General features: G+C 70.6%; 21 protein-coding genes. 13 read left to right on the forward strand and 8 right to left on the reverse strand.

Going from position 1 to position 23,396, the window contains the following annotated elements; all coding sequences use genetic code 11:
• Nucleotides 1–460: 460 nt before the first annotated feature.
• Nucleotides 461–1,378: a TIGR01777 family oxidoreductase gene (locus tag WMF34_RS31255; protein WP_012238705.1), complete on the reverse strand. Its 918-nt coding sequence runs from the start codon at nt 1,376–1,378 to the stop codon at nt 461–463.
• Between the two features lie 128 nt (nt 1,379–1,506).
• On the opposite strand from WMF34_RS31255, the gene WMF34_RS31260 reads away from it, so the two are divergent.
• Nucleotides 1,507–2,601, forward strand: a complete 1,095-nt coding sequence (locus WMF34_RS31260) for a hypothetical protein (protein WP_437990082.1) — start codon at nt 1,507–1,509, stop codon at nt 2,599–2,601.
• A gap of 84 nt (nt 2,602–2,685) precedes the next feature.
• On the opposite strand, the gene WMF34_RS31265 is transcribed toward WMF34_RS31260, so the two are convergent.
• Complete coding sequence (locus WMF34_RS31265; protein ID WP_012238707.1) at nt 2,686–3,459, reverse strand: acyl-CoA desaturase; 774 nt, start codon at nt 3,457–3,459, stop codon at nt 2,686–2,688.
• 170 nt (nt 3,460–3,629) lie between these two features.
• Between WMF34_RS31265 and WMF34_RS31270 the strand changes: the two genes are divergently transcribed.
• Nucleotides 3,630–4,406: an NTP transferase domain-containing protein gene (locus WMF34_RS31270; protein ID WP_437990083.1), complete on the forward strand. Its 777-nt coding sequence runs from the start codon at nt 3,630–3,632 to the stop codon at nt 4,404–4,406.
• A gap of 14 nt (nt 4,407–4,420) precedes the next feature.
• On the opposite strand, the gene WMF34_RS31275 is transcribed toward WMF34_RS31270, so the two are convergent.
• Both WMF34_RS31275 and WMF34_RS31280 read right to left on the reverse strand, forming a co-directional pair.
• Nucleotides 4,421–5,410, reverse strand: a complete 990-nt coding sequence (locus tag WMF34_RS31275) for a D-cysteine desulfhydrase family protein (RefSeq protein ID WP_437990084.1) — start codon at nt 5,408–5,410, stop codon at nt 4,421–4,423.
• A 143-nt stretch (nt 5,411–5,553) separates the two neighbouring features.
• Nucleotides 5,554–7,278: a hypothetical protein gene (locus WMF34_RS31280; protein WP_437990085.1), complete on the reverse strand. Its 1,725-nt coding sequence runs from the start codon at nt 7,276–7,278 to the stop codon at nt 5,554–5,556.
• A 246-nt stretch (nt 7,279–7,524) separates the two neighbouring features.
• Between WMF34_RS31280 and hutH the strand changes: the two genes are divergently transcribed.
• Both hutH and WMF34_RS31290 read left to right on the forward strand, forming a co-directional pair.
• Nucleotides 7,525–9,069 carry a histidine ammonia-lyase gene (gene hutH, locus WMF34_RS31285; RefSeq protein WP_437990086.1) on the forward strand — a complete coding sequence of 515 codons (1,545 nt, stop codon included), beginning with the start codon at nt 7,525–7,527 and terminating at the stop codon, nt 9,067–9,069.
• 107 nt (nt 9,070–9,176) lie between these two features.
• Complete coding sequence (locus tag WMF34_RS31290; protein ID WP_231864341.1) at nt 9,177–9,524, forward strand: hypothetical protein; 348 nt, start codon at nt 9,177–9,179, stop codon at nt 9,522–9,524.
• Between the two features lie 68 nt (nt 9,525–9,592).
• On the opposite strand, the gene WMF34_RS31295 is transcribed toward WMF34_RS31290, so the two are convergent.
• Nucleotides 9,593–9,793: a hypothetical protein gene (locus tag WMF34_RS31295; protein WP_272095040.1), complete on the reverse strand. Its 201-nt coding sequence runs from the start codon at nt 9,791–9,793 to the stop codon at nt 9,593–9,595.
• 1,311 nt (nt 9,794–11,104) lie between these two features.
• Between WMF34_RS31295 and WMF34_RS31300 the strand changes: the two genes are divergently transcribed.
• From WMF34_RS31300 to WMF34_RS31315, 4 genes are all read left to right on the forward strand, one after another.
• A complete protein-coding gene (locus WMF34_RS31300) occupies nt 11,105–11,836 on the forward strand; it encodes a hypothetical protein (protein WP_437990087.1) in 732 nt (243 codons plus the stop codon).
• Between the two features lie 113 nt (nt 11,837–11,949).
• Nucleotides 11,950–12,135, forward strand: coding sequence for a hypothetical protein (locus WMF34_RS31305; RefSeq protein WP_437709389.1), 186 nt, complete (start codon nt 11,950–11,952; stop codon nt 12,133–12,135).
• Nucleotides 12,136–12,238: 103 nt separating this feature from the next.
• Entirely contained in the window at nt 12,239–12,721 is a 483-nt protein-coding gene (locus WMF34_RS31310) for a helix-turn-helix domain-containing protein (RefSeq protein WP_437709391.1), read from the forward strand.
• 358 nt (nt 12,722–13,079) lie between these two features.
• On the forward strand, nt 13,080–16,055 hold the full coding sequence (locus tag WMF34_RS31315) for a bifunctional DNA primase/polymerase (protein ID WP_437990088.1): 2,976 nt from the start codon (nt 13,080–13,082) through the stop codon (nt 16,053–16,055).
• A gap of 58 nt (nt 16,056–16,113) precedes the next feature.
• Here the strand turns inward: WMF34_RS31315 and WMF34_RS31320 are convergent, their stop codons facing one another.
• From WMF34_RS31320 to WMF34_RS31330, 3 genes are all read right to left on the reverse strand, one after another.
• The gene (locus tag WMF34_RS31320; RefSeq protein ID WP_437990089.1) at nt 16,114–16,326 is read right to left on the reverse strand and encodes a hypothetical protein; all 213 of its coding nucleotides are present in this window, start codon (nt 16,324–16,326) and stop codon (nt 16,114–16,116) included.
• 59 nt (nt 16,327–16,385) lie between these two features.
• On the reverse strand, nt 16,386–16,682 hold the full coding sequence (locus WMF34_RS31325) for a hypothetical protein (protein WP_437990090.1): 297 nt from the start codon (nt 16,680–16,682) through the stop codon (nt 16,386–16,388).
• Between the two features lie 75 nt (nt 16,683–16,757).
• A complete protein-coding gene (locus WMF34_RS31330) occupies nt 16,758–17,438 on the reverse strand; it encodes a hypothetical protein (protein ID WP_437990091.1) in 681 nt (226 codons plus the stop codon).
• Nucleotides 17,439–18,082: 644 nt separating this feature from the next.
• Between WMF34_RS31330 and WMF34_RS31335 the strand changes: the two genes are divergently transcribed.
• The 5 genes from WMF34_RS31335 (at nt 18,083) to WMF34_RS31355 (ending at nt 23,395) form a co-directional block, all read left to right on the forward strand.
• Nucleotides 18,083–18,322 (forward strand): hypothetical protein, encoded by a 240-nt coding sequence (locus WMF34_RS31335; RefSeq protein WP_437990092.1) that lies wholly within the window; start codon nt 18,083–18,085, stop codon nt 18,320–18,322.
• Nucleotides 18,323–18,326: 4 nt separating this feature from the next.
• A complete protein-coding gene (locus WMF34_RS31340) occupies nt 18,327–18,989 on the forward strand; it encodes a hypothetical protein (protein ID WP_437990093.1) in 663 nt (220 codons plus the stop codon).
• 2 nt (nt 18,990–18,991) lie between these two features.
• On the forward strand, nt 18,992–20,254 hold the full coding sequence (locus WMF34_RS31345; protein ID WP_437990094.1) for a hypothetical protein: 1,263 nt from the start codon (nt 18,992–18,994) through the stop codon (nt 20,252–20,254).
• 313 nt (nt 20,255–20,567) lie between these two features.
• Entirely contained in the window at nt 20,568–21,725 is a 1,158-nt protein-coding gene (locus WMF34_RS31350; protein ID WP_437990095.1) for a hypothetical protein, read from the forward strand.
• 218 nt (nt 21,726–21,943) lie between these two features.
• Nucleotides 21,944–23,395, forward strand: a complete 1,452-nt coding sequence (locus WMF34_RS31355) for a hypothetical protein (protein ID WP_437990096.1) — start codon at nt 21,944–21,946, stop codon at nt 23,393–23,395.
• Nucleotide 23,396: the final 1 nt, after the last annotated feature.

The following is a 23,396-nucleotide window of genomic DNA, read 5'->3' on the forward strand; positions in this document are numbered from 1 at the left end:
TCCTCCCCTCTCCCACGCATCAGGGACCGCGCCTCGGACGAGCCTCAGACGAGGAGCACGAGCAACCCCGCGATTGTGCGCTGCGGCAAAGGGATTCCCCTAACGAGTTTGGTTCTCGCGGCGTTTCTGGAGGGTGCACGTCGACATCCAGTCGGGATACCCTGCACGCGCCAATCCAACTCATCCCGAGAGATTCTCGGAGCCCGATGACGTAAGCATGGAAGCGGACGGAGCGCTTGGGGGAGCGCTGGGAAACTGCCGTCCGGGCTCCCGATGGTGCGCTGCTCGACACAGGTCGACTTCTCAGCGCGCCACCGGCGGCTCTTGTCTCGTGTGGGCAGCAGCTGGGCGCCGTGCCGCGGCGCCCAGCTGCCCGCCTCCAGCGCGCCGCTCCGGCGGCGGCCGGAGCGCGGCCGCGCCCTTGCGCAGGGCGGTCGGCGCTCGACCCGCGCGCGGGCGCTCAGCCGCGGAGGATCGACTCGAGCGCGGGCACGATGCGGGCGTAGCGGAACTTGTATCCGAGCTCTTCCGCCCGCCTGGGATAGACGCGCTGCCCGGTGGTGACGATCTCGGCCGCGTCGCCCATCCCCAGCTTCACCACGGCCTCGGGCACGCGGAGCCACGACGGCCGGTGGAGCACCGCGCCGATCGCCTGCGCGACCTCGTCGCCGGTCTGCGCGTGCGGCGCGGTCATGTTGAAGGGGCCGCGCACGGCGTCGTTGTCCAGGGCGAGCAGGGTCATCCCCACGACGTCGTCGCGGTGGATCCACGAGATGACCTGCTTGCCGTCGCCGACGGGCCCGCCCAGGAAGAACCGGAAGGGGGCGATCATCTTGTCGAGCGCGCCGCCGCCCTCGCCGATCACGACGCCGATGCGCAGCTGCACCGAGCGGACGCCGTGCTGCTCCTCGACGGCGCGGGCCGCCTCTTCCCAGCGGACGACGACGTCGGCGAGGAAGCCCTCGCCGGGCGCCGCGTCCTCGTCGAGCACCTTGTCGCCCGGCTGCGGGCCGTAGTAGCCCACGGCGGACGCGCAGAGGAACGCGCTCGGCTTGCGCTTGGCCTTGCCGATCGCCTCGCCCATGAGGCGGGTCGTGTCGACGCGGCTCCTCAGGATCTCGCGCCGCGCCTCCTCGGTCCACCGCTTGACGATGGTCTCGCCCGCGAGGTGGATGACCGCGTCCACGCCGTCGACCTCCTCGAACCACGGCCCCGGGGCGTCCGAGCTCCACGACACGACGCGCGCCCCGGGCAGCGCCGCCTGCGTCCGCCCCACGTCGCGCGTCAGCACCGTCACCCGATCACCCCGCGCGAGCAGATCCTTCACGAGACCGCGCCCGATAAACCCGCTGCCGCCAGTGACAAGAACCGTCTTCACGCGATCTATCTATCACGGCTCGGACGGAGGCGGGGCTTCCCTTCGAGCGCCGGCCGGGGAGCGCTCGGACGGCCTGCAGCTGTCCAGTCGTGACGCCGAGCGCTGGAGACGGTAAGACGCGGGACGTGATGGATGACCTAGAGACCTTCAAGAAGCTTCCTCTCGGCGGCCTCGATCGCCGCGCGCTCGTGGGCTCGCTGGCCGAGCACGGCGCCCGCGTGGCGACCGAGCAGCTCGCGGCGCACCGCGCCCGTATCAGCCCGGCGGGCGCGCGCATCGCCCCGGACACGGCGGTGCTGATCCTGGGCGGCTCGAACGGCATGACCCGGGCGCTCGCCCTGCAGCTGCTCTTCGGGGAGCGGGCCGCGGTCTTCGCCGTGCACTTCGACAGCGAGAAGATGCAGATCGGCCCGCACCACGTGAAGGCGATCTCGGACGCGGCGGCGGCCGAGGGGCTCACCGCGCGCTTCTGGAACAACGACGCCACGAGGCCGCAGGTGATCGACGAGGTCGTCGCCGCGCTGAAGGAGCGGTATCGGGCGGTGCACCTCGTGAACGGCATCGCGGCCGGCGCGATGAAGCGGTACGCGGAGCACGGGCCGACGAAGGTGAAGGACCTCGACGTCGCGTTCGATCCGGTGCTCCAGATCCCTGATTTCTCGCGCCCGGAGAACATCCGCAAGCTCGGGCTCGTCGAGGTGGACGTCGCGAACGACGCGGACATCGAGCGGACCAACAAGTTCATGGGCACGTCGTCGCTCCTGTGGGTCGAGCCGCTCGCCGCGGCGGGGCTCATCGCGAAGGGCGAGAGCGTGGTGTCCTTCTGCGACTACGACTACCCGAGCGACGATCCCGTCTACGCGATGGGCCCGCTCGCCGGCGCGAAGATCCTCCAGCGCAAGACGATGGCCGAGATCCGGGAGCGGTTCGGGGCGAAGACGGCGCGCATCTGCTATCCGGCCCTGGCCACGACGGCGCTCGGGGCGATCCCCGGCGGGCTGCTGATGTACGGGCTCAGCACGCAGATCTTGAAGGAGCGCGGGCAGTTCAAGGACGTCATCGATCTCGCGGGCGAGACGATGGAGATCTGGCGTCCGAGCTGGGACGGGAGCGATCTGCGGGTGGACGCGGCCTACCAGGCGTGTCTGCCGGAGTTCAACAAGCGCAAGGAGCAGATCGGCCCGAAGGACGTCCCCGGCGCGTTCCGGCAGCTGTTCGAGTGAGCCCCAGCGCGCGGGGCCTCGGCTCCGCGCGCCGCGCTTCACGGCCGGCCACGCTGCGCGCGCGGCCGGCGGACCGCTCTACCTTCAGCCTTCAGCCCGCGCGACCTCGGGCTCGAGCCGGGCGACTTGGACCTTGTCGGACATCCGGATGATCCCCACCCAGGCAAGCACGCGGATGACCTGATACGCCGGGTCGATCTCGAACCACCGCACCGCGAAGTTCGGGCTCATCGCGTACTTGTGGTGGTTGTTCTGGAAGAGCTCGCCGAGCGTCACGAGATCGAGGGCCAGCGTGTTGCGGGAGTCGTCGTCGCTGTCGAAGTTGCGGTAGCCGTAGCGGTGGCCGCACCAGTTCACGATCGCCCCGTGCAGCGGGCCCATGGTCCAGTGGAGCGGGAGGAACAGGAACTGCCACCAGTGCGAGGCGAAGGCCACGTAGAAGAGCACGTAGCCGGTGCCCCACGCGAGCCGGCCGATCCACGCGTTGCCGATGCGGTCGAGCGTGGGCCACTCGGGGTAGCCGCCGAGGAAGCGCGGCTCCACGTCGGCCTTGCCCTCGTAGATCGCGTCGTAGCGGTGCGCGGTGTCCAGCATCATCCGGACGACATTCGAGTAGTACCGCGGCGAGTGCGGATCCTTCGGCGTGTCGCTGTACGCGTGGTGCATGCGGTGCAAGATCGCGTAAACCCAGGGCACGAGGTACGACGAGCCCTGCGTGAGGTACGTGAGGAAGTGGAAAATCCGCTCCCATGGCTTCGACATCGTGAACATCCGATGCGAGGCGTACCGGTGCAGGAAGAAGGTCTGGAAAAAGACCGAGAGCGTAGAGTGGGCGATGAGGACGATCGCGATCTCCATGTTCGCGTCCTAACCCGGGGCCGTGCGGCAGGGGGTCAGCTCACGGTCACGTTTCCGTAACGGGCCCCGGGTCCGCGCGGCCTCTGGGCGCCTCTATCTTCGCGAGATTCCGCGGGAATCCACGTGATTGTCCGTGATAAACCGAGTCCGTTCATGGTAACAGCGGTGTCGTGAAGGCCGTGATCATCGGTGCGGGCCGGGGCAGCCGGCTGCGTCATCTGACCGAAGAGCTGCCGAAGACGCTGGTCCCGATCCTCGGGCGCCCGATGCTCGACGGCATCCTCGAGGCGCTCGCCGCGGGCGGCTTCCGGCGGTCGGATATCGTGTTCGTCTGCGGCTACAAGGCCGACGTCATCCGGGCCGCCTACCCGGATCTGACGTACGTCGAGAACCGCGACTGGGAGCAGAACAACATCCTTCTGTCGCTCCTCTGCGCGCGCGAGCACCTCGAGGGCGGCTTCGTCTCGACGTACGCCGACATCGTCTACCGGCCCGAGATCGTGGCGGGGCTGGTCCGCTCTCCGCACGACATCACGCTCGCCTGCGACACGGACTGGCGGCGCCGCTACGTGGGCCGCTCGCAGCACCCCGAGACCGACGCCGAGAAGCTCCGCGCCGGCGGCGCCGGGGGGGATCGCGTCCTCCAGATCTCGCGCCGCATCCCTCCGGAGTCCGCGACCGGCGAGTTCATCGGGGTGATGAAGCTCTCGGCGGGGGGCGCCGGGCAGTTCCTGGCCGCCTTCGACGCCGCGCGCGACGCCTTCGCGGAGCGGCCGGAGTTCCGCGAGGGCCGCTCGTTCCAGCGGGCCTACCTCATCGATCTGCTGGAGCACATGATCGAGTCCGGCGCCGACCTCCGCAAGCTCGACACCCACGGCGGCTACATGGAGATCGACACCCTGGAAGACGCGTCGATGGCCGACGCGTGGTGGCGCGGCGCGCCCTGAGGCGCTGATCCGTTCTAGAGGGCGTCGGCGAAGGTCGCGCCCTGGGCGAGGAGGCCGGGGAGACCGCCGGTGTGCAGGAACAGCACCCGCTTGCCCGAGAGCTCGCCTCGCTCGGCCAGGTCCCAGAGCCCGGAGAACGCCTTGCCCGTGTACACGGGGTCGAGGACGAGGCCCGACAGCCGCGCCACCTGGAGGATCCGCGCTCGCTGCTCCGGCGTGGATACCCCGTAGGCAGGGCCCTTCGCCGAGTCGTCGATCACGAGGTGGGCGGGCGAGCCGAGGCGCGGCTCGAGCGCGCGCGCGTCGTCCATGATCCCGACCACGATCCGCGCGAACGTCGCCCTGTCCTCGCAGACCGCCATCGAGCGCACCTCGCCGGCGACCTCGTAGCGGGCCGCGCCGAGCGCGGTGCCCGCCGCCGTCCCGCCGGAGCCGCACGCGTGCACGATGACGTCGAACGGCTTGCCCCCCGCGAGGCCGAGATCGAGCTGCTTCCGGATCTCCTCCATCGCGCGCACGTAGCCGAGCGCGCCGAGGCCGTTCGAGCCGCCCTCGGGGATCACGTACGGCCGGCCGCCCGCCGCGCGGATCTCGGCGGCCGCCTCGGCCATCAGGGCGCCGCGTTCCCTGTACGCCTCGGGCGAGATCAGCCGGATCTCCGCGCCGGCGAGCCGGTCGAGCAGCACGTTGCCCTCGAGCGGCGCGGCCGCCGACGGATCGCTCGTGCGCAGGAACAGCACCGAGCGCAGGCCGAGCGAGGCGCTCACCAGCGCGGTCGCGCGCGCGTGGTTCGACTGGAGGCCGCCGCAGGTGATCACGCAGCCCGCGCCCTCCTCGCGCGCGGCGGCGAGCAGGTACTCGAGCTTGCGGATCTTGTTGCCGGCCTCCGCGCCCGCCGTCATGTCGTCGCGCTTCACGTAGAGGTCGACGCCGAGCGCCTCGGCGAGCCGCTGCGGGCGCTGGATCGGTGTCGGAAGGTGGCTCAGCGCGAGTCGTTTGCGCATCGTTTCTCTCCGCTGTCTGCCAGGGGCGCCCGCTGCTGCGCGCGGGCGGGCGGCCCTCGCAACCGCCCTCTAGCACCCTGGGCGGCCCTCGTCTGCTGTGTCCCGCGCGAGCTCGACCGAGGGCCCGGCGCGCCCTGGCCGGCTCAGTGGATCACGCCCAGCTTGAGCGTGAGCAGGTACTGATCGGGGAGCTCGGCGCCCGCGGCGTCGTCGAAGGCGCCGCCCGGGAACAGGACCCCGGCCTCGGTGCCGAACTGGAGGGTGACGAGCCTGCCCATCGCGATGCGCGCGTCGACACCGAGGTCCAGCTCGACGCCGAGATCGCGGCGGCGGCTGTCGCCGCCGTCGTAGTTGGCCAGGCTGCCGCCCGCCCGCGGGGCGCCGTAAGGATCGACCAGATCCGAGGTCGCCTCGGCGATGACCGCGCCCGCCTTGAGGTCGAGCCAGCGCGCCGGCCGCACGAGGATGCGCGGGTTCACGTAGGCGGCGCCGGGCACGCCTCCCTTGGACGGCAGCGACCTGATGCCTGGCTCGGGGGACGCGGCGAAGAGCTCCCGCTCGGCGATCGTGGCGGCGCGCGCGGTCTTCCAGGCGAGCACCTCGTCGAACAGGAGGAGCCCGACGTTGTGGCTCGGGTCGAAGGTGAAGCGCCGCGAGACGCCGTCCGTCGGGTCGTCGTCGCCCGAGGCGTAGCCGGCCTCGATCTCGGTGACGACGCGCCCCCACCGCCCGCCTGGCTGCCCTCCGCGGCCCGCGACGTGCACCGCGCCGAGCGTCGCCGCGCCGCCGACCGAGCGCACCGCCACGGGCGAGCGCCCGAACCCGTGGCCGGAAGGCGGCGGGGACCCGCTCGGGGCGAACGACGCCGCGCCGAGGATCACCGCGGCCTCGAGCTCGCCGTAGACGTGGGCGCCGCCGCCCGGCACCGGCGCGTTGAATTTGCCTGCCACGTCGAGGATGCCCGCCGTGAGCACCTCGTTGAACCGGGCCGAGCTCGTCTTCGCGCGGCGCTCGCGCGCCTGCCGCCGCAGGGCGCCGTAGATCCCGATCTCGCCGTGCCGCTCTCGCCAGAGCGCGGACACGACCGCCTGGACGGCGCGATCGCCCTCGCCTTCATCCTGCCCCTCGACGTCGTTTCCGAGCAGGTCGGCCGCGTTGTCCTCGAACACGAGGTCGGCCGCGACGGTCACGTGGAGCGGCCCGCCCTTCCCCATCGGCGTGGCCGCGAAGAGGACGCGTTCCATGAGCGATCCGCGCTCGTGGTCGCCGAAGACGCTCGCGCGCTCGCCGTCGTTGACGACGAGCCCCATCCCCCAGTGCGCGCTCTGCTGGCCCACCCGGACGACGCCGAGCGCCCACGGCAGCTCCAGGTAGAGGGTGCGCGGGTGCACCTCGTACCACGCGAGGGCGGCGCGCGCGTCGCGCACCTGCTCGACGTCGCGCGTGGTGTCCCCGGCGATGAGCCCCCGGACGACGTCGATCTGCGCCACGATCGAGGCCTTGTCCTTGAAGTGGAAGCGCGGCGAGAGGCGCAGCCAGTGGGCGATGTACTGGCTCTGCCCGAGCGTCGCCGCGCCCGGCGCCGACAGGGGCGGCGCCCGGAGCGGCAGATCGCTCATGGCGCGGTAGCGGAGCTGGTACTCGCCCTGCAGCGAGAACGTCGACCGGGTGGGATCCGGCGGGGGCGGCGGCTTGCGGCCGGTGTCGAGCACGAGCCGCTCCTCGAAGTCGTCGATGGCCGGAGCGGCCGGCGCGGCTGGCGGAGAGCCTTGCCCGGAGCTCGCTCCTTCGACGGGCTGAGCGGCGCTCGGCGAGGCGAGCGCGACAGCAAACGCAAGGGGGGCGAGGTTGGCGAAGGCGAAGCGCATCGGAAGCAAGCAGCCGCTCACCAGCGCCCGGCCGGGAACGCGCGCCCGAAGGATAGGCGGATCGATCCCCGCGGGGCACTGGATTCTTCCGTCAACGGCGCGCAGCTGGCTTTTCGCGGGGCATCCGCCGCTCTAGCGTGCGCCTTCGTGACCCTTTCCACGCCGAGCGCCGCCGCTGGTTCTCCTTCTTCGCCGCCTCCTCCGCCTCCGTCGGATCCGTCGGATCCGTCGCGTCCGTCACGTCCGTTGCTCCTCGGCCGCCCGCTCTCGCTCGCGGATCTCGAGGAGATCGCGCGGCGCGGTCGTCCGGTGGCGATCTGCGCCGAGGCGCGCGAGCGGGCGGCGGCCTCGCGCCGGGCGATCGACGCGATCGCGGCGGCGGGCGACGCCGCGCCGGCGGTGTACGGGATCAACACCGGCTTCGGCGCGCTCGCGGAGACGCGCATCGCGGATCACGACATCCGGGCGCTCCAGCGCAACCTCGTGCGGAGCCACGCCTGCGGGGTCGGGCCGGAGCTCGGCGAGGCCGAGGTGCGCGCCATGATCGTCCTGCGCGCGCAGGTGATCGCGCTGGGGCACTCGGGGGTGCGCACGGAGGTGCTCGATCTGCTCGCCGCCCTGCTCGATCGCCGCGTGAGCCCGCGCATCCCGGCGCAGGGGTCGGTCGGCGCGTCGGGCGATCTGGCGCCGCTCGCGCACCTCGCGCTGACGCTCATCGGCGAGGGGGAGGCGCGCTTCGAGGGGCAGCTCCTGCCGAGCGCGGTGGCGCTCGCGAAGGCCGGCCTCGCGCCGATCGAGCTCGCGGCGAAGGAGGGGCTCGCGCTGATCAACGGGACGCAGTACATGACCGCGCTCGGCGCGCTGGCGCTGCGGGACGCGGCCGCGCTCTGCACGGTCGCGGACATCGCCGGGGCGGTGAGCCTCGAGGCGCTGATGGGCTCGAAGCGCCCGTTCGACGAGCGGCTGATGCGCGTCCGCCCGCACCCGGGCCAGGCCGGCACGGCCGGCAACCTGCGCGCGCTGCTCGCGGGCAGCGAGATCATGCAGAGCCACGCGGACTGCCCCAGGGTGCAGGACGCCTACTCGCTCCGCTGCATGCCCCAGGTCCACGGCGCGACGCGCGACGCGGTCGCCTGGGCCGCCGAGGTGCTGACCCGCGAGGTCAACAGCGTCACGGACAACCCCACGGTGTTCCTCGGGGATGGGGCGGATGGCGGCGCCGAGCTGATCTCGGGCGGCAACTTCCACGGGCAGCCGGTCGCGCTCGCCCTGGATCTCGCCGCGATGGCGGCGGCGGAGCTCGCGAACATCAGCGAGCGGCGGGTCGAGCAGCTGGTCAACCCCGCGCTCTCGACCGGGCTGACGCCGTTCCTGGCGCCGCACAGCGGGCTGCACTCGGGGTTCATGATCGCCCAGGTGGCGAGCGCCTCGCTCGTGAGCGAGAACAAGGTGCTCTGCCACCCGGCGAGCGTCGACTCGATCCCGTCGAGCGCCGGCCGCGAGGACCACGTGAGCATGGGCAGCATCAGCGCCCGAAAACTCGCGCAGGTGATCGAGAACGTCCGGAGCTCGCTGGCGATCGAGCTCATCACGGCGGCCCAGGGCGTGGACCAGCGGCTCCCGCTCCGCCCCAGCGCGGGCGTCGCCGCCGCCCACGCCGCCATCCGCCGCGTGGTGCCCGGGCTCACCGAGGACCGCCCCCTCTACCGCGACATCGCGGCGGCCGCGGAGCTCATCCAGAGCGGTGCGCTCATCGCCGCGGTGGAGGAGGCAGTGGGGCCGCTCAACTGATTATTTCTGTTACTAAAGTTACATCTGAGACGATTTAGAGGAAAACTTACGCGAGATAAGGGAATGCGATCGGTCCATTGCGGGGCGAGTTGCTGTACATTGGCTCAGTGCCGATTCCGGTCAGCGTCCCGCCGTTTCCCTTCGATGCCGTGCGGGATCTGCTCGGGGTGGTGCGGACGATCTACGCGGCGGCGAAGGAGGGGGGGTCGTCGCGGGAGGAGCTCGCTCGCATCGCGCAGGTGGGCAAGGAGCTGAGCCGGGCGCTGGATCTGGCGGGGTCGCCCCAGCAGGGGGCGTCGGGGCTGTCGGCGGCGTGGAAGGTGGCGGACAGGGCGATGCTCCAGGTGAACGACCTGGTGGATCCGCTCACACCCGCGGCGCCGCTCCTGATGGCGGCCCGGAGCCGGGTCACGGGGAGCCGGCTGACGCTGCGGAGCAAGCCGCAGGGGCGGTAGGTGGTGGGCGGTAGGCGGTGGCGGTAGGCGGCCAGCCCCCTCGGCGGCCTGCTGTGGGGCTGGAATCGTCAGCTGCGACCGAAGAACCGGCGGCCACGCGATCGCTCGGCGTCGCGCCGGATGCCCTGCATCACCACGCGGATGAGCTCACGGTTGTAAGCGCGCCTGTCGTGGCGCTTGTGCTCGGGCAGCTTGACGCCCAGAGCGTGTGCGAGACGTTCTACGTTCTCTACCTTCGCCTCACGCAAACAGTCGATGTCCAGATCCATGGAGTGGCGCTCCCATTACTCGAATCCACTCGGCTTGTCGAGCCCAGAGGACACGAGGGTGGCCGCGCGCCGCGTCCCATCGGGTTCCCGCCGGACCATCGCAGGCTCCCATCAGACCGTGACGGGCACGCGGCGCCCCGGGCACGTCGGCGCCACGAGGCGCGGTGCGCGCCCTGCGCGACCTGGGCCCGTTCGAGGCGGCGAGCTGCTCAGGTGAGCCGCCGGGCGCGAGGCCGACCCGACGCTTCCGCCCGATTCCCCACACCACGAAGCGCGCTGCGCAACCTCGGGCAACTTCGGGGGGCGTGTGGTTCCAGGGTGCCGGTGCGGGTTGAAGCTCAATCGAGCAGGCGGCTCCCGGTCGATGGGGGTACCGCGGCTCCGGATCGCATCATCGCCCGCCAGCTCGGCGCGCCGCACTTACGAGGTAGCCCCGCCCGGACTCGAACCGGGACGCCCGCGAGGGCCGCGGATTTTAAAACCGACCAGATGGACGCCATAGGCGTCGATGCACCGGTTTCGGCCGGGAATCTCGGGGAGCCCCCCGTCCTAACGGCGCCGGTGGAGCACCCGCCCGCCCGTTCCGGCGACCCGTCCGCCCTTTCGCCAGACCCCGGACCGCCATCGCCGCCCGCCCTCCCCTCGCTGCACATGCCGGATGACCAGAGCCGGACCGAGCGGAACGCGGTCGCCTCGCCGCGGCAGCTGGATCTCGCCTCGCCAGGGCCGATCGGCGCTCCGGTCGGTTCTCAGGCCGACCTGCTGGAGCAGATCGCCAGCGCCCTCCGCACGGCAGCGGCGCGCGGAGACCTTGATACCGCTCGCGCGCTCCACGCCGCACTCGCCGGCGCGCTCGGGGTGACACAGCCGGCGGGCGAGGCGAGCGGCGCGCGGGTTATCCCGCTTCGCGGACGCGGGAGACGAGGCTAACAACGATCGCGAATTGTCAAGCGGTGCTCGTCGCACTCGTCCTGCTCCTCGCCGCGGTGGTGGTAAGAGAACGGCCGGCGAGGGCGGCAACCCTCCCGGCTTGAGATGCGAAGCGAGGTTCACGTGGGAGGCCAGGCGGGCGAGGCGAACAATGAGGCGGCGCGCCTGCGCGCAGCGGCGCGCGCGTGGCTGACCGGCGCGGACGCCCGATGGCTCGCATGGTGGACAGCACGCCGCCGGTCGCGCCTTGAGTGGGTCTACAAGGGGAGCTGGCCGAAGCTCGATCCCTGCCCTGTACATCTCCGGGAAGAGTCTGAGCACGGGCCGCGCATGCGCCTTGACTCGACGCCCGCGAGCGCATCGACTCCGCGGGAGCGCGTCTTGTCCGTTCAGACCGAGCCGGCAGAGCAAGCGTTCCTGGATCTCATCGGGCGGCCAGAAGGCGCGCGCGGAGACGCAGACATTGCCGCAGCCGTGAAGGTGCTCCGGTTCCTCGTCAAGGCTTCAATCATGGGGTCTTCTGCTGACCTGGACGTCCTTCGCGGCTGGGCCGCGGAACTCGACAGCGATCATGTCCGCCGAGCGAGCGTGGTTCGCTGCATCGTGCGTGGTGCCAAGCCCTTCGCAGAGTGGCCCGGGCCGACAGAGCGCGCCGTCAAGGAAGGATTTGAGCGCTTCCCGGTGGCTGAGCCGGACGATCGTCTGGCGGCCGAGCGTGGCCGGCCTCTGGGGCCCGCTCCGGCTCCGGAGCTCGCCGCGACCAGGGCGATCGATCGGCTCTACTTCTGGATTGCACGGGGCGAAGAGCTCGCCAAGGAAGACCCGAGCGTCAACGATGGTCTTCAAGCGATGCGCCGTATTGTCGCCGTCTACGAGCTGCGAGAGGACCTAACTGCCATCGACGCGCGCTTCGGCCGGCTGGATCCCGCGACGCTCTACGACGAACTAGCGAGTGCGACAGGGCGCAAGAAAGGCGGCAGGGGCAACGTTGGGCTGCCCGGGCTAGCGGGACGCCTGAGCGCCTCCGTCGGCGCTTTCGGCGACACGGAGAAAAGCGTCGCGGCTCAAGCGTTCCGTGATGCTCAACTCAGGCTGAGGGGGCGCCGCTGCTGACGAAAAGCCCAGCCGTCTGACTTGGGTTCTTGGCGAGCCCAAGATGAGCGACTTGCGTTTCCATAATCCAAGTCGTCGCCCTGCGGTTTCAATACGCGCCATGCTGTCCCCGTATGCAGCAGTTGACGAAGACGCAGACGGTTCTGGTGCTCGCGGGGCTTTCAGGAGCAGACCCGCGCACGGTGCGGAACTACCTCGAAACGGGGAAGGTCCGCGGGGCATTGAAGGAGCGGATCGAGCTCGCACAGCGCCAGTTGGCGCAGCTGCAGAGCTCTCTGGCGCCGGTGGTGAAGGGCTGAAACCGAGCCGTTGACGGCGCCGAGCGGGGACCGGCGGACAGGCTCAACAAGGAAGCTGGCGGGCGCCGGGTGCAAGCCGAGGCCGCGCCGTGAGGAGACGTGTATGGAGAGGATGAACGCAGCGGCCGTGCCGAGCAAGGCCGCTGACATCAGGGGGAAGGCGCTGCCCGGGCGGAAGAGCGGCAGCGACATCACGGCGCGCGTGCTGGCCACGCTCGCGAGCCCAGACGGGCCTGCCGCGGATCTGGTCCCGATGCTGGTCAAGGTCGTGCAGGTGGTCGTCCAGGAGGTGCAGCACGCCGAGCAAGCCGAGGACGACCCCGTGCTCGACGCTGGCAGCGCCGCGGCGTTCCTCGGCGTCTCGAAGGAGACGGCGAACCGGATGGCCAGGAAGGGCGAGATCGCGGCGATGAAGCTTGGCTCTCGGCTCGGCTGGCGCTTCCGCCGGTCCGATCTGCTAGCGTACCTCGAGGCGAAGCGCCGCTGGCCGGCGCCGGAGCCCGCGAATGACGCGGAGGGCCTCCCGACGGATGTTGCAGGCGTCTTGGCAGAGATGGGTCTGCCCGCCCGTAGGGGGCGACGATGAGCCGCGCATGCACAGCACATCGCGCCGCGGCCGACGGTAGTGCAGACGAGATCGGACGCGTCCTCGCTGGCCTGCGGGCATTCCTGTCGGAGCTGGGGCCGCCCCCGGAAGACGTGCGCTCTCTGCTCGTGCTCGGCTGCGTTCGTCCGCGCGGCCCTGAGTTCGCGCTCACCTCCAGGTCTGCTCTCGTGGCGCACCTGCGGCGGCAGGGCGACGATGAGACCGCGCAGGCTCTTGATGCACCGGTGCCGAACGGTGCAGTTCGCGTTGTCGCCGTGGCGAGCGACGGGAGCTACCGCTCCGCGCTGGTCTGGTGGCCATCGACGGCGGAGCGCATCAACGCCTCCGGGGGATGCGCGTGACGGCCGCAGCTCCGCATCTGCACAACGCCGCGCCGCGCGCCGCGCTCTCGGGAACGGTGGCGCGCCTCGCGTGCACGCCTCCGCCTGACGTTGTCGGGCTCGAGGCCGTGAGCGCTCTGTCGCTCGCTGAAGCTGCCGCGGAGTACGCGCGGCGTGGCTTCCGCGTGATCCCTCTGCACAGCGTCGGACCGGTCGGCGCCTGTAGCTGCCCGCGAGGAGCAGCGCACGCGAGGCATGCCGGGAAGCATCCTCGGATCAAGGACTGGGAGCGAGAGGCATCGAGCGACGTCGCCAAGGTCCGGGCATGGTGGGAACGATGGCCGAAGGCGAACGTCGGGCTGGCGATGGGCGGCCCGGCTGCCCTGTTCGCCGTCGATGTCGATGGGCCAGAAGGGCGCAGCACGCTCGAGGCGCTTGAGCGGGAGCACGGCCCGCTGCCGGAAACGCTCCGCATGGCGTCGGGCCGCGACGACGGCGGCGGTCACCTTCTCTTCGCCGTCCCGCCCGAGCTGGCCGAGCTCGGCGCAGAGCTCGCGAACAGCGTCGCCAAGCTGCCCGGGATCGATGTGCGCGCGCAAGGCGGGCAGATCGTTGCCCCGCCGTCGCTCCACCACACGGGCCGGCTCTACGCCGTGGCGCACGTCGCCCCGATCGCGAGCGCCCCCCGGTGGCTGCTCGAGCGGCTGACCACGCCGAAGGCGCCCCCCGCCAGACCGCACCTCACGCCTGCCACGCAAGAGGCGGCGCCGCACAGCACGGACGCTCGGACGCGCGCAGCGGCGTACCTACGGAAGATGGATCCCGCGATCTCGGAACAGCGAGGGCATGACGCGCTCTGGCGGGCCGCCGTGGCGATGGTCCGCGGATTCGAGCTCGCCCCCGATGTCGCGCTCGATCTGCTGCGCACCGAGTACAACCCGCGCTGCCTGCCGCCGTGGTCCGAGGCAGAGCTCCGCCACAAGGTCGAGGATGCAGGCCACGCCGGGGTGCCTCGTGGGTACCTGCTGCACGAGGCGGGGCATGCGGACCGCTTGCGGACCTCTGCCGCGCTGGCGATCGACCCGGCGCGTGATGAAGGCGACGAGGAGATCGAGCGCGATGCGATCGTGAACGAACCGCAGAGCATCGCGGCCGTCTTGAACGAGCTTCGGGGACTTCCCAGGGAGAAGCGAAGCAGTGCCGCACGTGCGCCTGGCATCCTGCGCCTCGCTGCGGCGCTGTCCGAGGACTCGCCGGACTGGACCGACCTCTACGAGGGGCTGAAGGTGCTCGGCGTGGGCGTGCTCCCTTGGAAGCGCGCGGTCCGCGCCTTCCGGGGGCACGGTCACAGCGCGAGCTCCAATGACGCCCACCCGAGCGAGACCGACGATCGCCCCGTGATCGTCGTGACCACGGCGGAGCACGAGGTCAACGACGGCGCGGTCCAGGCGCTTGCATCGGTTCCGGGCGTCTACCAGCGCGGGTGGATGCTGGTCGACATCGTGCGGGAAACCGCGAGCGTCCCAGGGCTTGCACGCGCCGAGGGGACGCGCCGTATCCGGACGATCCCCCTGCCCCGGCTGCGTGAGCTCCTCACCGTCGCTGCGCGGTGGGTCGTACAGCGGACCGATCCGCTGACCGGCGAGATCACCATGCGGACAGCGCATCCGCCGGATTGGAGCGTCCGCGCCGTTGAAGCGCGCGGCCAGTGGGAAGGCATCCCACGGCTCACCGCGATCGCAGAGTGCCCGGTTCTTCGACCCGATGGGAGCATGCTGCTCGTGCCCGGCTACGACGCACGAACGGGCATCCTCTACGCGCCCGTCCTCGACTTCCCGGCGATCCCACACGCGCCGACGAGGGATCAGGCGCGTGAGGCGGCGGACTTGCTCCTTGATGTCGTCGAGGACTTCCCCTTCGAGAGCGATGTGCATCGCGCGGCGTGGCTCGCGTCGGTCCTGACGCCCCTCGCGCGGTTCGCCTTCGAGGGGCCGGCGCCGATGTTCGTCTACTCGGGGAACGTGCGCGGCGCGGGCAAGACCCTGCTTGCGAAGGTCGTCGGGGAGATCGTCACGGGCCGATCGATGGCGACGATGACGCAGGTCGAGAGCGAGGAAGAGGAACGCAAGCGGATCACGTGCATCGCGCTGGAGGGCGATCCGCTGGTGCTCATCGACAACATCAGCCGCCCCCTCGGCAGCGGCACGCTGGACAAGGCGTTGACGGATGTCGTCTGGGGGGAGCGACTTCTCGGCAGCAACAGCCGCCCGCAGCTCCCCCTGCTCGCCACGTGGTACGGCACCGGGAACAACGTCGCCTTCCGAGGCGACACGGCGCGGCGGTGCTGCGTGATACGGCTCGACAGCCCGCTCGAGAAACCCGAGACGCGCGACGACATGCGCCAGCCGCACCTGCTCGCCTACGTGCGCGAGCACCGCGCGGAGCTCGTAGCGGCAGCCCTGACCGTCCTCCGCGCGTGGACTGCTGCAGGGATGGAGCTGCACACGCTGGAGCCGCGCATGCGGTCGTGGGGCTCGTTCGAGGCGTGGTCGAGGGTGGTCTGTGGTGCGATCGTCTGGCTTGGCCTTCCGGACCCCGGCGAGGCGCGCGGCTCTGCGGACGATGAGGACGACCCGGAGGCGACGGCGCTCGAGCAGCTCGTGGAGGGGTGGGCGACGGCGTGCGCGGACCTCTCGCCGGAGCGCCAAGGGTGCACCGTCGCTCAGGTCCTGGACGCTCTCCAGCAGGACGACGCGGATCGCGCTGCCATCCGCATGCAGTACACGCCGAAGCCGGCGAAGTGGCCGGTGCTGCGCGCCGCTCTGGCCGAGTTGATCTCAGGTGTCCCGGCGGGCAAGCTGCCGAACGTGAAGCAGGTCGGCTACCTGCTGCGTCGTTACAAGGGCCGCAACGTCGGCGGGCGCAAGCTCGTTCAGGCGGTCGTAGTGCGCGGCGAGCGGCTGTGGACGGTCGTCCAGGCGAAGCGGCCGTGATGGGGCGCCGCAGCCGGAGTTCATAGCGCCACACGAGGGGGCCTTCTCCCCGCACCGCCTAGGTCGAGATCGGAAACGCAAGCCCTTCGGAGACGAGGTGCTTCAAGAAATCGTTCATCTTCGCGGTGTCGGCGTGGCCTGGGTACACGACTACCGTAATCGACGCCGGCATGACCTGGAACGTGAACTTGTCGATCTGTACCGTCGTAAGCCCGAACTTCTGAGCTTCCGCCTTCACCTGATCGAGCGAGAGCTTCGTCGTGACGATCATCGGCAACCAAGCTACTCCGACTGGGGGCGGGGAGGAAGCGTCTGCGGGCGACGAGGCAGCTACCAGCGCCTCTTGCCGGCTAGAATCGGCTTCCCGTCATCGGTGGCAGGTTCGTCGCTAGGCTCCTGGCCGGCTTCGCGTTCCGCTCCTGTCCGTTCAACCGGCCGGCGCAGCACGGCGAGCATGCATTTCTGGGCGTGTCCCGCGGGCAGTCCCTCCCTGTGCGGCACGCCCGGCGCCCACGTCATCCCCACGCTGGCCGACATGAACTCCCACCCCTCACGCTCCGCTTCCTGCACCACCTCCGTCAGCCTCTCGGCGCTGGTCGCCTCCACGAACTTGGTCTGGTACGCCATGGGCCCTCCTCTGCCGTGCTGGACGGCGCGCGGGCCAGGCTACGTGACGCGGACCGAGGCGAGCAAGAGTCCCCTCTACTTCAGCGCGCAGTAGGGGCGCTGTGGCTCCTGCAGCTCCTTCTCGGCCTCGCGCAGGCGCGCCGCCGCGTCGGCGCAGTGGCTTGCCTCACCCAACCTCATGCACGCGCGCACGTTCCCGGCCGCCACCCGGAGGCTCACGATCCCGGTGAAGTCACCCGCCATCGCGTTGAGCTCGGCGAGTACGTCGTCCACGCTCCCGACCTCGCCGTTGCCGCCGCCGCTCCGTGCGAGCTTCCGCAGCTGGCCGAGAAGGCCCCGCGCGCGGCGCACCGCCCCGTTCCGGCCCTCGAGGCAGGCCTTCTCCAACCGCCCCGTCTCCGCGCCCGAGGAGGCGTCCAGGAGCTCGTAGACCAGCGCCGCGTTGCAGTGTCCATCGTCCCGGCAGGCCTCCCGCATGCGCGCCTCACGCTGCGCCGGCGTCCATCCGGCGATCTCCTCGCGCGTCGGAAGCGCGGCGGTCGAGGCCGGTGTGGCCGATGCCTTGGCGGGCACCGCTGCTGGCTGCTGTACCTGGGCTTGCGGCGCCGCCGGTCGGCTGCTCTCCAGCGGGGCGAAGGCCTGCCGCGCCAGGATGGCGACCAGCACCGCGCCGAAGATGACGCTCCAGACGATGATCTGCCGCTTCGAGAGCGCACCGGGTTGGGCCGGAGGCGGCTGCCCGTCGGATGTCTGCATGCTCACAGGGTAGGCGGCGAGCAGCGATGTCGTCGATGGGGGATCGGGTGGCGATGATGGCGATGGTGGCCAATCTCCCCGGGCCCCTCCGAGCGCAATCCACTTTTTCAATGGCACATGATCCGGCACACACGAAAATTTTTGTTCTCGCCCACGGCGTCTAAGGAGCATCGTCATCATCGCCACCCCGTGAGGGGCTGCATCGCGACGAAGAGGGGGAGCGTTGACCGCGCAAGTACCTGACTCTGGCGTGTCCTAGGCGTCGCCTACCCTCGGGAACAGTATCCGGGGGGTCTGATGCCCTGGGGGCTGCGTCCTCGTATGGGACGGGTTCGGGCGGGAAAATCGGAAACACAAGGCGGGAGGGCGATGGCCTGCCTCGGGAACGGCGGAGGTCGGCCGGATGCGTTCCCGCGGGTCAGTGGATCTCGAGGCTTGGGGCGACAGCGCGCCGTGGCATACGCGTTGTAGCCCGTGAACTCGGGGTGGAAGCCGCCATCGACGAGCATGAGGGGACACCTCGTCGCGTCGCCGAGAACGCTCACTCCATCGTTGCGCAACATGATGTTTCATAATGCGCAATCGACACATGACCTGTGATTATCTCTAGACCAGAGACGCTGAAGAGCTCAAGTTGTGAACCCATGAGCAAGCGACCTGTTACTGTGCTGCTCGATGACGAGGTGGAGGCGCGTCTTCACCGGAGACGCGTCAGCCGCGAGCGGATTCGTTCGTTCTCCGACGTCACGCGCGAGGCATTGATCAGAGGCCTCGATGTGATGGATCGCGAGCACCTTCCGGCGTCCATCGCGAGCACGCCGACCTTCCTCGCCGCCGCGAGCGGCACGAACGACAACAACGGAGGCGCGCCCGAGTGCGCGTAGGGCAATGTCCAAGACACAGACGCTCAGTGAGAGCGCGAACTACTATCGCTATGAACGGCCGGGGCCGCTGGCCATCGTCTCGTCGGCGTGGGGGCGCGAGTTCCCTGCCGTTCCCCACGGCGGGCCGCCGAACCGCTTTATCGCACTGCCCGCACCCAAGGCCGCCGCCCCAAGCCCCTTCCCGGCCTCATCGCTCCCCCGAGCCGTGCGGGTGTGCACCGTACCGGGGAAGAGCGCGAAGCCCGTCGGCAAGCGGGGGAACCGCGCGGCCGTGGTGTCGAGCAGCAGGCCGATCGATGCCGCAGCGAAGGGGCGCCTCACCGCTCTCAACGCGAAGGTCGGCCAGCTCGCCGTGATGGTCGATAAGGTCGACGAGCGCAAGGAACGCGATCGCCTCCTCGCGTCGCGTCCGGACCTCATTCCCGAGGTCGTCGCGGTGCTCAACAAGGCTCCGATCGCAACGGTTCGCGACGCGGTGAAGAACTGGCCCCGCGAGCCGGCAAGCCGGCTCCCCCCGAAGGAAAAGCAGGCGCTCGACGTTCGCATGGGTCTCAGCAAGCCGACGCAGGGGATCCGGCGTGAGGGGAACGCCGTGGTGTTCGGCGTCATGACGCGCGAGGACGCATGCGACGCGCTGGCCGCTCAGGGCCCGCAAGGAAGGCAGTGATCGTGAGCATTCTGGAGAAGGCGAAGAAGATGAGGATCGGCAAGAACGACACGAGTGGCACGCCCTCAACGCTGGAGATCGCACGCTCCGCGCACGCTGCGGCGGAGCAGGAGAAACGCGACACCGCGGAGCGCTTCGGGGAGGCGGAAGCGGCCCTCGCTGCCGCAGAGGCGGCCTATGACGCGGAGCCGTCCGAGGAGCTCGGGGAGAGGGTCATTGCAGCCCGACGGACCCGCGACCTGGCCGAGCTCCGCGCGAAGCGAGCCCGGTGCAGGGCCGAGGAGGCGGCCGCGGGGTGTGCCGCCGCAGAGCATGCGGCCGCTGTCGCGGGCCTCGCGGCGGACATCGCGGCCGCAGAGCGCACTCTCGAGAGCGCCAGCAAGGCCGAGAGCGAGGCGCGCAGCGACGTGGAGCACGCGAACCCCGCTCCGGCGCTGCGGCAGCTCATGGACTTCAACTGCACGCGCGAGCGGGATGCCTGCGCGGCGCACGAGCGAGCGAGGAGCGCGCGGGAGGCGAGCGTCGCGACCCTGGAGCAGCTCGAGGCGAAGCTGCTGGAACTGGCTCCGGAGCGGGAGAGCGAGATCGCCGGCCGGCGGAAGGCCCGCGCCTCGCGCGCGCTCGAGGAGCTCGTCGCCGGCGCCAGCCTCGCCGCGGTCCGGCGGGAGATCGCCCCGAGCGTCGAGGCCATCATCGCCGCCGAGCAGATCATCAGGGAGCACGTCGCACGCATCGAGGGGACTGTGGGCCGCGCCCGCGCCGACGCGCTCCGCGCTCGCGAGCTCGGGGCAGACGTGGAGCCCATCAACGAGCACCACGGGATCATGAACATCCTTGAAGCGCAGTTCAGGGCGACCCCGGACGAACACAAGAACGTCAATCAACACGGCGTGATGCTCGGCGTCCTCAGCGGCGCGATGCGGCCCGACGACATGAAGCGGCCGGAGATGTTCAGCTCGTACCGGCTCGTGCTTCGGTATCCGCCTCTTCGCGAGATCGAGCGGGCCTCCGCGCATCACATCGCCCCTGGGGACATCGATCGATACCTGAGTTACCCGAGCGCGAGCGCGGCGCAGCGAGGCGAAGCGGACCGCAAGGCCGCGAGGAAGGAGCAGGACAGAGCGGCTCAAGCCGCGTGGCGCACGAACGGCCAGACGATCGACGAGCTCCCTCCCGTTCCGCGCAGCATGGCTGAGATCGTGAGCGACTACCTGCCGCGCGTCGGCGGTATCGTCGCGCCGAACATGGGGCACAGCGCGAGCTGAAAACACGCCCGCGGCTCCCCGCTGCTGGCCGTCTCCTTCGCCTGATCAGGTCCTACACCGTAGCGGCCGAAGCCCCTCGCCAGCGCAGCGATCCCAAGGGCGCGCCACCTCTACGCCGCGCTGGCAGGCCCGGAGGAATCCGCTCGAAGCACGCGCCGATCACGGGCCTGCTGCTGTGTCAAGCGGAAAAGGCGCGTCGGACGAGGCGCGTCGTGGCGCGCCCAAGCCTCGGCCACCGGGGACGGACGAACGCGTTACGCCAGCGGGCCAATATTTCTCAGCCAAAGCGCCGATCGCTGTCGATTTCGTGCCCTTGACGCCGTCCGGCTGGCGAAAGTACCGTCCAGCGGTGCGTTTCGTCGCGAAATCGCTGTGGATATGCCTGGTGTTTGGCGTCGTGACGGGCTCTGCGGGTTCAGTCCGCGCGGAGGACCCCTATCCAGCACCCGGGAAAGGCGGCGACTCGACGGTAAAGGACCACCTTCGCCGCGCCAAGCGCGCTCGCGCACAGGGACAGTGGACCGAAGCAGTTGCCGCCTACAAAGCGGCCTTCGAGGCAGCCGATCCGGCGTCTGCCACAGAGAAGGAACGCACCGAGATCGCGGGTGAGCTCGGGCTCTGTGAGCTCGCGCTTCGCAAGTACCGTGACGCGGCGGAGCACCTGGCGTGGAGCCTTGAGCAGGGCGAGGCGCCACCTCTCGCGCAGCAACAACGGTTCTCGGAGGGACTGCGTAAAGCTCGGCCATTCGTCGCCACGCTCTTTCTGGCGGTGGATCCCCCGGACGCCGAGGTGCTCGTCGACGGCAAGGGCATCGGCCGGACCGCGCGGACGTACAAACTGTTCTTCGAGCCGGGAAACCACATGGTGCGGGGCCGTGCACCGGGCTGTAAGGACGCGCTTCATCACTTACGCGCCGTGGCGGGCGCGGAGCACGAGTTCACGATGCCGTTGCTGTGTGTGGCGGCGAGCAGCGCCAAGGAGGCGAGCAGCGCCAAGGAGGCCGCGTCGACGACGCCGACTCCCGTGCGCGCTGTGCCCGCTCCGCGCGGGCAGGCCCCCAGCCCGTGGGCCTCTTGGCCGGGGACGGTGCGGATCGGCGGTATCGCGGTCGCGACAGCCGCCGTGTCAACGGGCGCCGTCCTGATGATCAGGGCCAGCACGCTGGATGGTGACGCAAGCGAGCAACGCGACAGGCTCACGCGTTCTCGGACGTCGAGCTCATCGATGTGCTGGCAAGCGTCGCCACGCTCCGCGTGCGGCGACCTCCGCCGCCTCCTCGACGGGCGCAACCTCTCCGACCGCTGGGGCACGGCCCTGGTCATCACCGGTGGTGTCATCGGGGCAGCGACCGCCGCGTCCTTCTTTACCGACTTCTCCTTCCTGGGGCTGTCGCCGGCTCAGGAGCGGATTCACGTCTCGCCCGTGGCGACCGGGCAAGAGACCGGCGTGAGAATCGAGGGGCTGTGGTGAGGTCAGCGGGAGTGGTGGAGATGCGTTTGCGTGCAGGCCGAAGTGCTAGAGCTTCCGTTTTCGCTGTCGCGCTGTGCGCGTGGAGCGCAAGCACGTTGGCCGCGTGCCGTTATTCCGATACTTGCTTGGAAGCATTGGATTGCGACCCCGAGCCGGAGCCTCCGCCAGACCCGTGCGAGGGAGCGCCCGGTACCGCGCCAGCGCTGGACGAGTGCGGGGTGTTCGTCAGCCCGTCGTCGGGTGACGACAGGAGCCCCGGCACGAAGGGCGCGCCGGTGAAGACGTTGCAACACGCGATCGATCTCGCCGCGAGTGGCCGAGACGACAGCGAGACACCTACCCGGCGCGTGTATGCGTGCGGCGGGGTGTTCGAGGAGGCGATCACGTTGCCTTCGGGGGTCGACCTCTGGGGCAGTCGTCGCTGTGATGACGGCGACGATTCGTCGGAGGAATGGCCGCTCGGCGGGCCGAATGCGTCGACCGTGATCGCGCCGCCCGTGGGCATCCCGGTGCGGGTCCTCGGCGGGGACGACCAGCACGTCATCGCGGGCGATGACGTGACGTCGGTGATCGTCGGCGTGCGCGCTGTGGCGGCCGACGCCTCGGCACCTGACCACAAGTCATCGATCGCGATGATCTTGAGCCAGGGGGCCAGGGCGATCGTCCGGGACAGTGTGATCGTCGCAGGGAACGGCAAGGACGGGGAGCCGGGCGAGGATGCGGCCATCAAACAGGCGACGGGTGGCGAGTTCGGGAACGTCGGCGCGAACGCCTGCACGGCGGACGGCGAGACGGGCGCCCTCCCGGTCGTGACCGTGTGCGGCGACGGCATCGAGTCCACGGGCGGCTACGGGGGCGACGGCGGGCTCGAGTCGGGGGGCGACGGCGCGCCGGGGAAGCCCGAACCGGCGGAGAATCCGGAGGGCAAGGGCATGGGAGGGACCGGCGCGGGCGACGTACGGTGCATGAACGGTGCGGATGGCCGGCCGGGCCCTGACAGCCCTCGTGCGGCCGGCGCCGTTGGAGCAGGCTACCTGACGGTCGACGGCTGGATCGGCGTTCGGGGTAAGGACGGGCAGAAAGGCGGCGTAGGCCAAGGGGGCGGCGGTGGCGGCGGTAGCCTATCCCGCGGTCCCATGACCGCATGTCCGGCCAACCGGCCCCAGCGGGGAGCGGCCGGGGGCTCGGGCGGCAGCGGCGGCTGCGGTGGCCTGGGAGGCCACGGCGGCAGCTACGGCGGCGCGAGCATCGGTGTCATCGCGCTGGAAGGGAGCTCGCTGGCGCTGGACGCGACGGACGTGATCACGGGCGATGGCGGTCATGGCGGAGTGGGCGGAACGGGCCAACCGGGCGGCTATGGTCAACCAGGGGGTCAAGGTGGCCTGGGCTTCGCAAACACACCTATGTGGAAGGCGTGCGACGGCGGTTGGGGCGGCGCTGGCGGCCGCGGGGGCGATGCCGGTGGCGGCCTCGGAGGGCCGTCCTATGGCATCGCAGCCCTCAGCGCCTCCGTGAGCTTCGGGTCGGAGGTCCAGATACAGTACGGAAGGGGTGGCCTCGGAGGTCTCGCAGGCAACGCGCCTGTCAATGATTCCCTGGGGCGGGGGGAAGAAGGCGATGCCGCGGCGTACCGTCCCTTCGACAGCCCCGATCCGGAACCGCCTCGTTGAG

The organism is Sorangium sp. So ce145 (assembly GCF_051525985.1).
Taxonomy (GTDB): Bacteria; Myxococcota_A; Polyangia; order Polyangiales; family Polyangiaceae; genus Sorangium; species Sorangium cellulosum_B.

Bases quoted from the DNA above. Each gene is read 5' to 3' on its own strand.
- WMF34_RS31260 (WP_437990082.1), top strand. From the start codon at position 1,507: ATGGATGACCTAGAGACCTTCAAGAAGCTTCCTCTCGGCGGCCTCGAT.
- WMF34_RS31265 (WP_012238707.1), bottom strand. From the start codon at position 3,459: ATGGAGATCGCGATCGTCCTCATCGCCCACTCTACGCTCTCGGTCTTT.
- WMF34_RS31275 (WP_437990084.1), bottom strand. From the start codon at position 5,410: ATGCGCAAACGACTCGCGCTGAGCCACCTTCCGACACCGATCCAGCGC.
- WMF34_RS31280 (WP_437990085.1), bottom strand. From the start codon at position 7,278: ATGCGCTTCGCCTTCGCCAACCTCGCCCCCCTTGCGTTTGCTGTCGCG.
- WMF34_RS31295 (WP_272095040.1), bottom strand. From the start codon at position 9,793: ATGGATCTGGACATCGACTGTTTGCGTGAGGCGAAGGTAGAGAACGTA.
- WMF34_RS31305 (WP_437709389.1), top strand. From the start codon at position 11,950: ATGCAGCAGTTGACGAAGACGCAGACGGTTCTGGTGCTCGCGGGGCTT.
- WMF34_RS31310 (WP_437709391.1), top strand. From the start codon at position 12,239: ATGGAGAGGATGAACGCAGCGGCCGTGCCGAGCAAGGCCGCTGACATC.
- WMF34_RS31320 (WP_437990089.1), bottom strand. From the start codon at position 16,326: ATGATCGTCACGACGAAGCTCTCGCTCGATCAGGTGAAGGCGGAAGCT.
- WMF34_RS31325 (WP_437990090.1), bottom strand. From the start codon at position 16,682: ATGGCGTACCAGACCAAGTTCGTGGAGGCGACCAGCGCCGAGAGGCTG.
- WMF34_RS31330 (WP_437990091.1), bottom strand. From the start codon at position 17,438: ATGCAGACATCCGACGGGCAGCCGCCTCCGGCCCAACCCGGTGCGCTC.
- WMF34_RS31335 (WP_437990092.1), top strand. From the start codon at position 18,083: ATGAGCAAGCGACCTGTTACTGTGCTGCTCGATGACGAGGTGGAGGCG.
- WMF34_RS31340 (WP_437990093.1), top strand. From the start codon at position 18,327: ATGTCCAAGACACAGACGCTCAGTGAGAGCGCGAACTACTATCGCTAT.